Raw genomic sequence first — 13,355 nt, 5'->3', positions numbered from 1 at the left:
CTTTACCCCCTAAATAGCCTACCATTTTCTTCCTATATTATAATTTAATCCTTCCTGCCTTATTATACTTTTTAATTTAAAACTACGATACTATTCACAGACTGCAAACTTTTATTGATTTAGTTGCCGAATCATACTACGTGTATAGCCCCCAATTTTCTTTGTCAAACCTTCTACTATCCTAATACTTATGGCGGTAAATACTATACCTATAAACATTACAAAGAGTGACTTGGCAAAAGTATCTATCTGTATGAATATAATATTCATATCGATGTATCGATACAGTAGTGGTGCCAACAGGAGCATAAGTGGCATTACATAAAAAATGATTGCACAAATGAGACTGAAAATGCCAATCACTAATTTCTGCATTAACCAAAAGACAGCAGACCAAGTGCGACGATCTGTAAGCACTAATTTCACCTGAGTCCAGTTTGATGTAGCCATTTTTATACTTTTATCGTAAGAGTCGGTCGAAATATCAGTATAAATTTTCGTCTGTATGCGCTCGAATTGGATAAAAGGTGTCGTAGTCTGTAGTACGTGTATAACTAGTGGAATCCCAATTACCGTAAATGAAAGGGTAAAACTGAATAGCAGAGCTATAAGATAAAAACAAAAATAAAATAATCCTGTAACGAAAGTTAGCAATAAAAAATAACCATTCTGGATGAATTTTGATTTCATAAAGTTCATCGCTCCTATCTATGTAATAACCGAATTGTACTGCTTTTTTTGTCATTCTCACTAGTGTAAAAGTGTCATATGACATTTTTAAATGATGATAAAAAGGGGAGAGTAACCTACTTCTGGTTAAAAAAGATGCTTATATGAATCACCATAAAACAATCCCGTTCTTGCATCTGCAAGAACGGGATTGTTTTGTACTTTTATTCCACTTTAATGGGCAGTAAGACCCCCACCTCAAAATGCAGCGAAAGCAAAGAATTTAGGTGGGGGATCAACTGCCCATAAAAGTCCGATTGGTGAGGGCTAATAATCAGTGGGGGATGAAGAAAATCCCCACTGATTAAAGTTTCACTTTATTTAATATGAGATGGACTTGTTTTTCGAATATGAAAAATAATATCAAATTGCTCAAGCAATGACGTATCAAAGTATGCCGATTCGTTCGGGAAGATTTGTCCCCCTATACTTAGTAATGGTCTTTTTGCTTTAACCCATTTTTCTGCTTGTCCTTTAAGGTGACGGTTATCCAATAAAAACATGTTATATGGTACTTTTCCGAGAGTATAATTGAAACTTTTTACATCTTGTGGAATAGTGTCGGTTGTAATCTTACCTCCAGTGGAAGGATCATATTCGCTGTATAAGGTAAAATTCCCCTCCGTAGTTGTACTACCAATTGTGACATAATTATTGTCTAAACGTTCCTTCAAAAATTGCCCCGCAACATAAGGGTATAATTTCTCATCGATAATTCCTTTAGCTATATGAATATTGTGTGCCCATACCATCGTTTTACCACCAAATGTTTCTTGTGCCCACATTGCATGATCGGCCAAGTATTGCTCATGTAGCTTTAACATACTTGGATAGTCGTTAGGAATTAGCATTGTGGTAAATTTCTCTATTGCACTTGCCGTTGCTTGTGCCCAGATGTACTCGGGTGAAGCTATTTCTGTGTTGGCTTGCCCATTCTCATCTTTTAGTAATTGGGCTACTCTCTCAGCGTTTGCTTTGAACTTTTCTTTTATTTCAGGAGCAAGGTCCATATATTCCTTTGTACTTCCATTAAAAGCCGACAATTCTTTATAATTTTCTTCTACTTTTGCCAGCAAATCTGGTCGATGTAGTCTTACATAATCAATCACTTTATTAAAGCAACCTTGGTCCAACTCCTTTAAGTCGAGCCCAATAAATTGGATCTTTTTTTTATTGGATGGATCAGCATTATAATCTTTCATCCACTCAATCATGGCTATAATTTCATCAGTAGGATATAACAAGTTTAAAAATTCCCTAGGGTTTCCTTTTCCTGTTTGGATATATTCATTTAGTTTTAAGCCGTTTCCCCAATCTTCTTCCATTGTGAAATTCGTAAAACCCATCTCAGTAACCAAATATTTCACAAGGCGAAACTTCATAGTGAAAATTTCAGAGCTTCCATGAGTATTCTCTCCTAATCCTACATATTGTGCGCTCCCAATCATTTTCTTAAGTGGTTTTAAATCCTCAAATGATTTTGACGGCTCTATCGTTTTTAATGGGTAAGCCTGTGATTGTATGGATTTAACTATATTTTTTTGTATTGATTGACCTGAATTTTCGACTGCTACTGTTTGAGCCTTTCCTACTTCTACACCTCCTGTGACTAATAGAGCTGTACTAACCATTGCAATTATTTTTTTCTTATTCATTTTTTCCACCTCAATTGAATTATTTGTAAAAGCAAGAATGATTCATTGTACTTGCACGAATCAATTGCCTTAATTCAATTGTTATTTATTCCATATCATATTTTCTAGTTACATAGTGTCATAAGGTTAATTGACACAGGTCATAGACTAATCATTACACTTTTGTACTATCGGTTATGACAACTTATAAATAATAATTACATGGATGAGTTGCAAGTAAAACTAGATTATAAATTTGGGAGTGATGTTAAAGATGAATGAATCTGTATGCCAAAATATTTTTATTCTAAGGTGTGTCTGTAGAAATGACAAGAAGTAAATTCGATAAACAAGTGAATGAAAGGGGGAAGGCGGATTACAATGATATTACACGCAAAATCGTTCCACAATAAAGATAAAATCCAACGTGCTAAAATAGGAATTCAACTCTTTCTGAGTATTTTAATCATTACTTCTATTATCCTAAATGTAGTAGTAATAATTACGAAAAGTATGCCGCTTATTGTGGTATATATGTTTACCCCAGCACTTTCTTCTATTTTGACTCGCATAATACTGAAAGAAGGGTTTAAAGATGTATCTTTTGGTCTCGGTAACTTAAAGGTATGGAAGGGGATTGGTTTTGCTCTGCTAATCCCTATGATTATTTGTGGAATTACTTATTCTATCGCCCGGCTGAGCGGAATTGCGAGGTTTCAGCATCCTGAAGGTGGTATGTTAGAACCGATCTACAATATACTTGGACTTCAGTATGTAGCGGCACCATTCAGTTTCATTTATCTAGTTGTATTGAGCGGCATCTTCGGAAGTTTGCTTAACTTAATCCCAGTTTTGGGAGAAGAAATGGGTTGGCGAGGTTATATGCTCACAAGGCTAGTCGATGCAGAGTTTTCACGGCCGATCCTTATTAGTGGATTGATTTGGGCAACGTGGCATGTTCCAATTGTTATTGCTGGTCTATATGTAGAGGGACCATCTGTCCTACTTTCAGTGCTTGGCATCTATTTTTGTATTGTGCCATTCAGTTATATTACAGCTTATTTACGACTAATCACAGGTAGCGTTTGGCCTTCGGTTATCATCCATACTACTTGGAATGCCATTATTCAAGGACCTTTCGCACGTGCAAGTACAGGATATCAAACTGAGATTTGGGTTGGAGAATCTGGCTTGATAACCGCTATTATTATCTTAATTACTGCAATAATTACGTCTCGAATCGTAAATTTTACTAAATAGCATACGGATGTGTTTTAAATTCAATTAGTGAAATATGACGAGGCGAAATAAGATGCTCCTAAAAATATTAGAAAAAATCTAGTTGAACAGACTCTTACTTCATCTTAGGCTGCTGGATATGTGGGGGACATCAAGCTAAGAAAATAAACTTGGTTTGCCATAAAAAACATAATGTTTTCATTTAAAGGCTATGAGATGAAATTTCATCATTTTCATCACGTTTGACCTTCAGGAAATAAAAAGTTAAACGATTATACAAATACTCTAACTGAAAAAATGATAGTCCTTCTACATTTTAGATAGAAGGACTATCGTTTATTTTTTTGACAAAATTAGGAGGTGATGTTTATAAAATGGATAATATAATTCGTATTTTGCGTAAAGAGAAAAAATTTTCCGAAGAAGATGTAGTTAATTCCCTTGGTATAACGGTTGATTGAAATTTCATTTTATAACTTGTAAAGGGCTGTTCAATGCATCGTACTATTAAAAAATCTAAATTTAATCATTAAATTGCGATAAAATGTGTTCGGAAATAATGAAATTTTAGGAAAAATAAGGTACACTAGTTTATGATTTTAGTTGAAAATCGTTTGACGTTAATGCATACGGGGGAAAGATTGATGAACAACAATACAACAAATGAATCAGTTGAAGAAATTGATCAAAAACGAGTAAGATCAAAAAAACGTTATACAAATTGGAAGTTTATTGCAGTGGGTATTGGTGTAATTGCACTTCTTATTGGGGGAATGAGTTATTATCAGGCAACTCACTTCAATTCGAATGTTACAATTAATGACACAAAAGTTGGTGGTCTGAGCGCTGATCAGGCAATACAGAAACTAAAGACATCTGGACTAGCAAACAAAGTCTATGTTGATCAACAACAAATTTTAGATGAAAAAGATACAAAAACGGAACTTACGGAAAAAGATTTGCCTCAAGTTAAGAAACTATTAAAAAGTCAGTGGACATTTTTTCCTTCCTCAAAGGGAGAAAATTATTCATTGCTACCAGAGAAGGCAGATCAGTATCGTAGTGAAACGATGAAAAAACTTGTAGAAGAAAAGCTCATCTCTATGAATGAGAAATTAAAAGCGCCTCAAGATGCTATGGCGAAGCTAGAACAAGGGAAAATTGTTATTTCGAAAAGTGTTGAAGGAAAACAGTATGATGTTACTAGTCTACTGAAAGATTATGATAAACAAAAATATAAAAGCGAAATTCATCTGAAGTCTGCATACATAAAACCTATTAAAGAAGACGATCCGATTGTCAAAAAAGAGGAGAAAGCACTACAGAATCTTCTTGGGCAGTCTGTTGAGTATAAAGTGCAGGATGAAGTTTATCCTTTAAAAGCGAAAGATTTAATTCAAAATGCCTCTATGTCAAAGGATATGAAAGTTACAATTGATGCGAGTGACATTAAGAAGAAAATCACTGAAATTAATAATGCCAAATCAACATTAAATAAAGATTTCTCATTTAAAACTCATTCCGGTTCAGTCATATCAGTAAAAGGACAAGGATACGGCTGGGCACTAGATGTTGAAAAAGAAACTAAACAAGTTCAACAAGCCTTTGAGAAAGGCGACAAATCGCTTTCTGCTTCTAATATTCACGGGAATGGTTGGGAGAAGGAAGGTATCGGTTATAAAACAACATCGAATAATGGCATCGGAGACACGTATGCAGAAGTTTCAATTGCAGAGCAACAAATTTGGATTTACAAAGATGGAAAATTAGTTGTTACAACAAATGTAGTAACTGGTAAACATAGTACTGGTGAAGATACATCACCAGGTGTGTGGTACGTCCTTTATAAACGAACACCATATACGCTAAGAGGTAACGCAGTAGGAAAAGCTGATTATGCGGTTAAAGTAGATTACTGGGTTCCATTCACAAATAGTGGTCAAGGATTTCACGATGCCGGCTGGCGAAAAGACTGGGGAAATAATGCTTATTTAACAGGAGGATCAGGTGGGTGTGTGAACCTTCTTCCTAATGTTGCAAAAACTGTATATGATAGTTTGAACACGTATGATCCAGTTATTGTGTATTAAAAAATAGCTACGTATCAAGAAATAAACAAAGCAGGAAATCTTACCTGATGGTATATGAAAAAACACCTCTTGCATTCGCATACTAAGTGTGCAAATGTAATGGAGGTGTTTTTGTTTGAATATAAAAGTGTGTTGCTTATAAGAAACAAAGTAGAAAGAAATAATAAGTATTCAAATAGTCAATAAAATTGACGATGAATATCATTTTCATTTAATATAGAATCGTTGCATGTAATTAGACATGAATTTTTTGTTAATATAATAGATTTCTATTAAGTTGTCACATTTAAGAACTATCATTAAATATTTTAAGAATTTAAACGTAGGAAAGGGTAATATAAAATGAACTGGAAAAAAGGCGGATTATGGGTTATTATTTTTTTTGTTGTAAAAGGCACGATTTCTACACTTTTAATCGTTACAGGTGCTAAATATTTTGATTTATCATTTATGCAACTTATCTTATTAATTCTGACCTTATTAGTGATTTCTCTAATAAGCCGAAAATTGCTGTATAGACATAAACAAAACAAAAAGCAAAAAGAGCTAAATATATAAGGAAGCCCCAGAGACCGTTGGATTTCTGGGGTTTTATTTTGATAGTTTTTTCGCATGTATATCAATTTAACAGAATAGGTTGTCCAAAATGATAAAATCGATGATGTTTAAAATGCGTCAGTTATTTTTAATAACGATTGATACCCGTATTTCTACAATCTATATAAATGGCTCAAGCTTCACATCTTATGAATTCCTTGAAGCGCTAAACTTAAGCAAAATAATGAACTATCCTATGGAAGAAAGTTGAGGGAGCCAATCGCATATGTTTTATTGAAAGGATGTGATTGAATTATGGAACGGCCGAATTGGGGAATTGGAGGATTAGTATTCGTTGGCTGTATGTTTCTTGGTGGAGGAGTGGGATCTATGTTAGGTAATGCCCAAACTGGATGGCTAATAGGAATGGGCGCTGGATTTCTTGGTATGGCTTTAACGAGACTGTTCAGAAAATAATGTAACTGGGATTCTTCTTCTGGTAAATAAGGAAATATGTAAGTAAGTCATGACATAAGAGTTCTATAAATTATAGTTAGAATCTTCTCTTTTGTATTTGTTTTTTCTAAATTTCTCCATACATAGATACGATTCTCAAGTCGGAGGATAGCACCTTAGGGTGTCTTTTTTATGCTTTTTAAAAATGTCTTACCATATAATAGCTGAGTTTTGCTTTCAGTCTCCGATGCCCATTAAGCATAGAATAAAAATTCTGCACCATTTAAACTCTGATAACAATTCATACAATCAAGAATAATTGAGTTAATAGCTTTCGGTAGATTGCCATCATTTTTTTTATAATAGATTAGATTCATTGCCGTTTCAGACCTATGTATGAATTCATAATCTAATAGTAAAAGGAGGAATGATTAAAGGTATGGCGGTTAATGAGGAATCAATTTGTCAACAGTTTGCAAGAATCATTGGCGGTCAAGAAGGATTCGCCGGTGGGAAATGCGTGGCAACAATAAACCGAGATGAAATACGAGCAACAATCTTGGGAAAACGTTTTAGAGTAACAACTTCCTTTTCATTCGAATCACGAGACAATAAAACCGGACGGGCATTATGCCTAGGCCGAGTAGCACTCTTACAAAAAGAAGTCACTGAATTTGTGGCGACAATTATTAAACAAGGAATAATCGTTTCGTCTATACACAATGAGTGGTTATGTGATGATCCAAATTTAATTTACGTTAATATCGAAGACGTTGATGATCCACTAAATTTTGCAAGAAAAGTGAGAAGAGCGTTATGCACGTAATCAATTTCTTTAGTTAAACGAGTCATTATATTAAATTGAAAAGTTCAGCGTGTTGGATGGTTTTATAAAACGAAAGAAGGTGTTTCATATTTGGAATGCCTTTTCTTTATGTTTTCGTTACTAATGTGGGTGGTTAACTGATTACATGCTGTTTATCTTGCAACAGCAAGAAAACTGGATGAGGTATCTTTAAAGGTGTTTGACTGTCTATAGATACCATATTTTATCAAATGTTATTAGCATATCATAAAACGATAAGGGAGAAATCGCCAGAGAAATACGTCAAATTAGTCATTCCTTCTATAATCTAAAGGGACGATTTGGTTTTCGAAAAATAATAGGTAAATCATTTGACAATTAAAATAATCTACTTTAATATATGTGCCATAGCATATATATGGTGAAACAAATACATTCATTGTGAATGATTGACTGGTATGCTGTATCCTTTTATATCTTAATTTATAGAGGTGATATATGAACTTACATGATTTAATAGGCTATCTTGTTCACCGTACTGATGTGAAAATGACCAATTATTTTACGAAGAAATTAAAGCCGTATGGAGTTACGCCAGAGCAGTGGGGGATTATTAGTGTTCTTTGTAGCCAAAGGAGCACTACTCAAAAAGAGTTGGCGGAAGCTATTGATAAAGATCAAACTACTGTTGTTAGAATGATACAGTCAATGGAGAGAAAAGGGATTGTAAGGAAGGCTTTGAATGACCAAGATAGGCGTTCACATAACCTTTTTTTAACTGAAAAAGGCGACGAGCTAAAGAAAACAATCTTGCCTGTAGTGAAAGACGCTCACCATTTCGTTACGAGTAATTTGAGCGAGGAAGAAATTAAAGTATTACAATCGTTATTAAACAAATTGTATGATACACACTATTAATATTTGTTCCTTATTGATGCTATGCTATTCATAAGGAACAAACTTTGTTTTAGGTATTATATATGCTGTAGCATATAATTTTTTGTTTGGACGAATGGGAAGATAACTTTATTTTGTATGATATCTGATTCAGGGTCACTTTTTTGCTTAGTACCAGTCAAATTTTTTGTATTATATATGCTATAGCATGTAATTTCTGGCCCTTTAATATTGAAAAGGGTAATGTAAATTGAAGCGACTTCCATACGGGTAATCTCAGGAAATAGGATAAAGGTAGTGACTACTATCTGAACAATACTGAGTTTTTACCAAATAATAAGAAAGGTGTGATTACTATTTTAATTTTCATCAATATTGTAAAAGTAGTGTTGTTTCTGTTCTTTTTAATGACAGGAACGAAAATTATATCCGGGAAAATGGCAGATGAGTTCAAACGATTTGGTTTACCTTCGTTTTTTAATTTCTTAACTGGAGCTTTTGAGATTGTAGGAGCGATTGGAATGTTGATAGGAATCTGGATTCCAGTAATAGCTTTATGGGCAGGAGTGTTATTAGCTGGTACGATGCTTGCAGCCGCATTAACTCTAATTGTATTAGCGAGAGATCCCTTTAAGAAAGCGATACCTGCACTTGTTTTGTTTGTCCTTAGTTTAGGGATAAGTTTGTATCACATTTTTTAAAAATAACCGAAAACTATTAAACTTTCACTTTATGCGTTCAAGTTACTATCATTATGTGATTATTTTACAAATAGGGGGATTCTCAAATTAGTGCTTGAATAATAATAGCAATACGGATTTAGACATTACTATCATTTGAATCATAATCAGTAAAAGAACGGGAAGAATTTTATATTAAAATAGGAGTGAGTGAAGGTGGCATATTTACTACAAGTTGATTTTCCGTTTGAAGGTCCTTTTGGTGAAGAAATGGAAAAAACATTTTGGGATTTAGCAAATAGTATTAACGAAGAAGAAGGATTTCACTGGAAAATATGGACTGAGAATGAAGAAAAAAAAGAAGCTGGAGGCATTTATGTATTTGAGGAAAAACAAGATGCTGAAAAATACGCTGAAATGCACAAGAACAGACTTGAAGCAGTTGGTGTTAAAGATATTAGAGTAAGAATTTTTAACATCAATGAAAAATTAACGGAACTGAATCGTGGGTATATTAAATAATTTCGACAGTCGGAGCAAGCGTAAAAAGGAGGGGGGATAATCCCCTCTTTTTTAATTCTTAAATTGACGGTGAGGGGACTTGCACAAAAAAATCCCTATATAAATAGGGATTTGTATATCGGTATATTGTTCCTTGGAAAAGGATGTATGAAGTGTAATATATGAGAGTTCTTACATTTGTGAAAGTGATGTAAAAGTACTTTAAAGAAATTTTATTGAAATAATTTCTTCTCCTTTAATTCTTTCAGTCTGCTTTTTCTTAACGTTCCATGCCCATCAAGCTAAGAAAACAGATGAACCCAAAAACAAAAAAACTTCGCAAAATTTGTGAGAGAAAAGGAGAGATAAAGGTATTTTAACCTTATCTCTCTTTTTCTATATTAATTTATTTTCAGGTAAGGAGTTGATTAGTTATTACTAGTAATAAGAACGTGAAGAAGTGTTGATGCCGGTTGGAACTGTTGTAAAGGTTGAGGGGGGATGCAAGGAAATATCAGAGATGTGCATGATGATTTGGCGCAGGGGTATTAATCCATCTTCTATGAAATCGTGGGATTATATAAGCAGTTATTATCCTGGGGATTTTAAAATAAAACCTACCTAATTATAGAAGTGATTTGAACGTAAGGAAATTGTAAGAAATGCATAAGAAAAAAGAAATTTTTATTATGTAGGATACAAATATAGAGAAGCACAAAAGAGGGAGGATAAATAGGATTTATTTATACGAAAACCAAACTAGTAATAAGTACATTCTAAATAAAAAAATCATTTATGGTACTAACATACATGTGAAAAAGAGAGGTTTTACCGTTTGTTACGACAGTAGGGATAAAGCCAGAATAGTAGTTTATGTGATGTTTGTAATTGAACAAATAAAAGATGAAATTAATCATTTATCTAAGGAGGCATTTTTTTATGGAAAATAAATTATCTGGGGTGTTAGCCGCTACTTTAGCTCTAACGATGAGCCTGCCAACAGGAGCGATAGCGTCTTCTAGCAGTAAGGCTCCGGTTGTATCTAGCCAAGCAGTTGCTAGCAAAGATTTGGAGAAGATTGCTGCAGAGAACGCTGAACTACTCACGAAGTCCTATGAGACGACTAGCGTGCAGTATGCGCTGATTGATAATGGTAAACTTATTTTGTCGGGGCAGACAGGCAAGAACGACATAGAAGGGAAAGAACCATTAACTAAAGATACTCTATACGGAATTGGTTCAACCAGTAAAGTATATACAGCAGCGGCTGTTATGAAACTAGTAGACGAAGGAAAAGTTGATTTGGATGCTCCTGTTACTGGCTATATTCCTGAGTTCAAAATGAAAGATAAACGATATAAACGCATTACACCGCGTATGCTGTTGAATCACTCCTCAGGTTTGCAAGGTTCGACGTTCAATAATGCATTTTTATTTAAAGATAATGATGCTTATGCCCATGATATCTTGTTGCAACAATTGTCCAACCAAAACTTGAAGGCAGACCCTGGCGCGTTTTCAGTATACTGTAATGACGGTTTTACGCTGGCTGAGATCTTGGTAGAAAGAGTCAGCGGTATGAGTTTTACTGAATTTCTACATCAAAAGTTTACAGAGCCATTAAAACTGAATCAAACGATAACATCGCAAGACAAATGGGAAGACGAAAAGCGGGCTGGACAGTATTCTCCGACATACCAGGGACAGCTTCCAAGTGAAATGGTAAATGTGATTGGTACGGGAGGAATCTCCTCTACTGCAGAAGATGTGGTGCGATTCTCACAAATATTTATGGGACAGGGAAAAGAAATTCTCTCTAATAAAGCAATCAAGGCGATGGAACAAGAAGAATATAAAAAAGGAATGTGGCCAGGAGATAGCGGAAATATGTTCAACTATGGTCTTGGCTGGGATAGTGTGAAACTATACCCATTCAGTGAATATGGGATAAAAGCGTTGACTAAGGGTGGGGATACGATGCTGCAACATGCTACATTGGTCGTGCTTCCAGAACAGAAGATGGCAGCAGCTGTATTGTCCTCCGGTGGGAGCAGCATGACAAATCAACTATTGGCAAATAAATTACTGCTAGCTAGGCTTAAAGAGAAAGGGGCAATTAAGGATATAAAACCAGATAAATCCTTCGGCAAGCCAGTCAAGGCTAAAGTGCCTCAAGATGTGGTAAAAAAAGCAGGATTGTATGGAAATATCCAAAGCCATTTCAAAATAGAGATTACGAAGAAGGGAGAACTGTTTTTACCAACTAAACCGGAAGAAAAATATGTATATACGGCGGATGGAAGCTTTATAAATGAAAAGGGTACTTCCAAGCTTAACTTCGTCACTGAGAAGAATGGAAAAGTTTATTTAAGAGAGAGCACATATGAATTATCACCGGGATTGGGGCAAAATGTGCTGACTCACTATTTAGCTCAGAAATTAGAAAACAATGTGTTACCGAAGAAAACAGCTGCTGCATGGGCGAAGCGCGAGGGCGGCAAGTTCTACCTTGTTAACGAAAAATTTAATTCTATAAATTATCTAGGACAACAAATACCTCTTAACACACAAATTACGATCAAGGATGGCTATTGGGACGGCAAAAAAATTACAGGTCCGAATACGGCGACGCATCAAATTCAGATTCCTGTGATGAATGGGAGGGATACGAAGGAAGCTCATTTCTATACAGAGAATGGTACTGAATATATGGAGATGGCCAGCTTTTTATACGTCAGTGAATCTAACGTAAAATCCCTTGATGCAGGTCAATTATCGAAAGTTACACTGCAAAAAAATGGGCATGCGAAATGGTTTACGATTCCGCAAGAGGTAGCAGGGAAAACGATGAATGTGGAGTTGCCATCAGGAAGTTCATTCGCGGTGTATGATGGGAATGGAGTATGCGTCAATTTTAGCGTTGTTAGTAATAATAACAAAGTGAAACTACCAGAGAACGGAACAGTTGTATTTGCTGGCGAACCGAACTCCGAATTTACAGTCGCATTGAACTAGCTATAACTCGGGATAGACTTCAATAAAACAGTGCGACATGGAAAAGATATTTTATCTGTATCTTAAGTATTACCTTAAATGATATTACACTTAAATTCTTAGCTTAATAGCAATGGGATAGCACCACATGTCTACTAACCTAAGAAAATAAATCAACCCCATGTCCATCAAGCTAGTAAAAATAAATACCCCAAAAATAGTAAAATTGACATTCTCATAGTAAAAATGTAAAAAATTATTGTTTAGGGGCAGCGTAAAACATTAGTTTGATAGCGATATGGCGCTACTCATAAAAAAAGAAATAGGATAGAATATCCTATTTCTTTTTATTGATATAATAAAATGTAAAGAATAGATCCAAAGTAATGATAATAATTAGAAGTAACAAGTGTATAAGTGCATCAGTTTTTCCGTTTAGTAAAGACTTTACAAAGAAATCCCATTCTGTTTCATAGGGAGATTCTACCCAATTTCGTTGCAGACCTAACACCATTCCATTTATGAAATAGAAAATGCTTAATAGAATCCTTCCAACAAATAAGGCAACTATTTTTATATTCCAATCCTTTATCTTGATTACATAAAGGATTGGAAATAGTATCAGTATCCAAAAAAACAATAATAAAGACTGTATTTCCCATTCTCTCCTCCTAACAAAATGATTGTGTTTTTAATCTTGGTAAATTCTTAGGTTGGAGGTATGTTTCATTGTTACTGGTTAAAAACAAGGGGCGGAATTCCGGCTCCTTTTCTATCCCGCAAAATAAAGGTT

At 34.6% G+C, this 13,355-nt stretch carries 12 protein-coding genes and 1 pseudogene; 10 read left to right on the top strand and 3 right to left on the bottom strand.

The features are described 5' to 3' along the window. Window positions 1-111: 111 nt before the first annotated feature. Window positions 112-690, bottom strand: a complete 579-nt coding sequence (locus NST27_RS15570; RefSeq protein ID WP_001986324.1) for a sensor domain-containing protein — start codon at window positions 688-690, stop codon at window positions 112-114. A 356-nt stretch (window positions 691-1,046) separates the two neighbouring features. Further along, complete coding sequence (locus tag NST27_RS15565; protein WP_001035216.1) at window positions 1,047-2,384, bottom strand: erythromycin esterase family protein; 1,338 nt, start codon at window positions 2,382-2,384, stop codon at window positions 1,047-1,049. 360 nt (window positions 2,385-2,744) lie between these two features. Here NST27_RS15565 and NST27_RS15560 point away from each other — a divergent pair, with 360 nt between their 5' ends. The 10 genes from NST27_RS15560 (at window position 2,745) to NST27_RS15520 (ending at window position 12,583) form a co-directional block, all read left to right on the top strand. After that, window positions 2,745-3,623 carry a CPBP family intramembrane glutamic endopeptidase gene (locus tag NST27_RS15560; RefSeq protein ID WP_000600459.1) on the top strand — a complete coding sequence of 293 codons (879 nt, stop codon included), beginning with the start codon at window positions 2,745-2,747 and terminating at the stop codon, window positions 3,621-3,623. Window positions 3,624-4,246: 623 nt separating this feature from the next. Beyond that, a complete protein-coding gene (locus NST27_RS15555) occupies window positions 4,247-5,692 on the top strand; it encodes a L,D-transpeptidase family protein (protein ID WP_001064068.1) in 1,446 nt (481 codons plus the stop codon). A gap of 342 nt (window positions 5,693-6,034) precedes the next feature. After that, window positions 6,035-6,250, top strand: a complete 216-nt coding sequence (locus NST27_RS15550) for a hypothetical protein (RefSeq protein WP_001104104.1) — start codon at window positions 6,035-6,037, stop codon at window positions 6,248-6,250. A 294-nt stretch (window positions 6,251-6,544) separates the two neighbouring features. Then, on the top strand, window positions 6,545-6,706 hold the full coding sequence (locus tag NST27_RS15545; RefSeq protein ID WP_000441008.1) for a hypothetical protein: 162 nt from the start codon (window positions 6,545-6,547) through the stop codon (window positions 6,704-6,706). Window positions 6,707-7,124: 418 nt separating this feature from the next. Beyond that, window positions 7,125-7,511, top strand: coding sequence for a DUF1259 domain-containing protein (locus NST27_RS15540; RefSeq protein WP_001986336.1), 387 nt, complete (start codon window positions 7,125-7,127; stop codon window positions 7,509-7,511). Between the two features lie 477 nt (window positions 7,512-7,988). After that, on the top strand, window positions 7,989-8,408 hold the full coding sequence (locus NST27_RS15535) for a MarR family winged helix-turn-helix transcriptional regulator (RefSeq protein ID WP_001048566.1): 420 nt from the start codon (window positions 7,989-7,991) through the stop codon (window positions 8,406-8,408). Between the two features lie 329 nt (window positions 8,409-8,737). Beyond that, on the top strand, window positions 8,738-9,088 hold the full coding sequence (locus tag NST27_RS15530) for a DoxX family protein (RefSeq protein ID WP_029960785.1): 351 nt from the start codon (window positions 8,738-8,740) through the stop codon (window positions 9,086-9,088). A 195-nt stretch (window positions 9,089-9,283) separates the two neighbouring features. Continuing rightward, window positions 9,284-9,589 (top strand): monooxygenase, encoded by a 306-nt coding sequence (locus NST27_RS15525; protein WP_000323774.1) that lies wholly within the window; start codon window positions 9,284-9,286, stop codon window positions 9,587-9,589. A gap of 445 nt (window positions 9,590-10,034) precedes the next feature. Next, on the top strand, window positions 10,035-10,193 hold the full coding sequence (locus tag NST27_RS29615; RefSeq protein ID WP_001143945.1) for a hypothetical protein: 159 nt from the start codon (window positions 10,035-10,037) through the stop codon (window positions 10,191-10,193). Between the two features lie 314 nt (window positions 10,194-10,507). Further along, on the top strand, window positions 10,508-12,583 hold the full coding sequence (locus tag NST27_RS15520) for a serine hydrolase domain-containing protein (protein ID WP_000428428.1): 2,076 nt from the start codon (window positions 10,508-10,510) through the stop codon (window positions 12,581-12,583). A 316-nt stretch (window positions 12,584-12,899) separates the two neighbouring features. Here NST27_RS15520 and NST27_RS15515 read toward each other — a convergent pair. Then, window positions 12,900-13,224: pseudogene (locus NST27_RS15515) on the bottom strand (hypothetical protein). Between the last annotated feature and the right edge of the window lie 131 nt (window positions 13,225-13,355).

Source organism: Bacillus sp. FSL W8-0770 (genome assembly GCF_038008705.1).
Lineage (GTDB): Bacteria > Bacillota > Bacilli > Bacillales > Bacillaceae_G > Bacillus_A > Bacillus_A cereus.
Note: the sequence above shows the minus strand (reverse complement) of the source record. Positions and strands in the feature narration are given on the sequence as shown.

What these genes read in the sequence shown, in the direction of transcription:
- NST27_RS15545 (WP_000441008.1), top strand. Translation starts at nt 6,545, where the DNA reads ATGGAACGGCCGAATTGGGGAATTGGAGGATTAGTATTCGTTGGCTGT.
- NST27_RS15555 (WP_001064068.1), top strand. Translation starts at nt 4,247, where the DNA reads ATGAACAACAATACAACAAATGAATCAGTTGAAGAAATTGATCAAAAA.
- NST27_RS15565 (WP_001035216.1), bottom strand. Translation starts at nt 2,384, where the DNA reads ATGAATAAGAAAAAAATAATTGCAATGGTTAGTACAGCTCTATTAGTC.
- NST27_RS15550 (WP_001104104.1), top strand. Translation starts at nt 6,035, where the DNA reads ATGAACTGGAAAAAAGGCGGATTATGGGTTATTATTTTTTTTGTTGTA.
- NST27_RS15535 (WP_001048566.1), top strand. Translation starts at nt 7,989, where the DNA reads ATGAACTTACATGATTTAATAGGCTATCTTGTTCACCGTACTGATGTG.
- NST27_RS15560 (WP_000600459.1), top strand. Translation starts at nt 2,745, where the DNA reads ATGATATTACACGCAAAATCGTTCCACAATAAAGATAAAATCCAACGT.
- NST27_RS15520 (WP_000428428.1), top strand. Translation starts at nt 10,508, where the DNA reads ATGGAAAATAAATTATCTGGGGTGTTAGCCGCTACTTTAGCTCTAACG.
- NST27_RS15570 (WP_001986324.1), bottom strand. Translation starts at nt 690, where the DNA reads ATGAAATCAAAATTCATCCAGAATGGTTATTTTTTATTGCTAACTTTC.
- NST27_RS15540 (WP_001986336.1), top strand. Translation starts at nt 7,125, where the DNA reads ATGGCGGTTAATGAGGAATCAATTTGTCAACAGTTTGCAAGAATCATT.
- NST27_RS29615 (WP_001143945.1), top strand. Translation starts at nt 10,035, where the DNA reads ATGCCGGTTGGAACTGTTGTAAAGGTTGAGGGGGGATGCAAGGAAATA.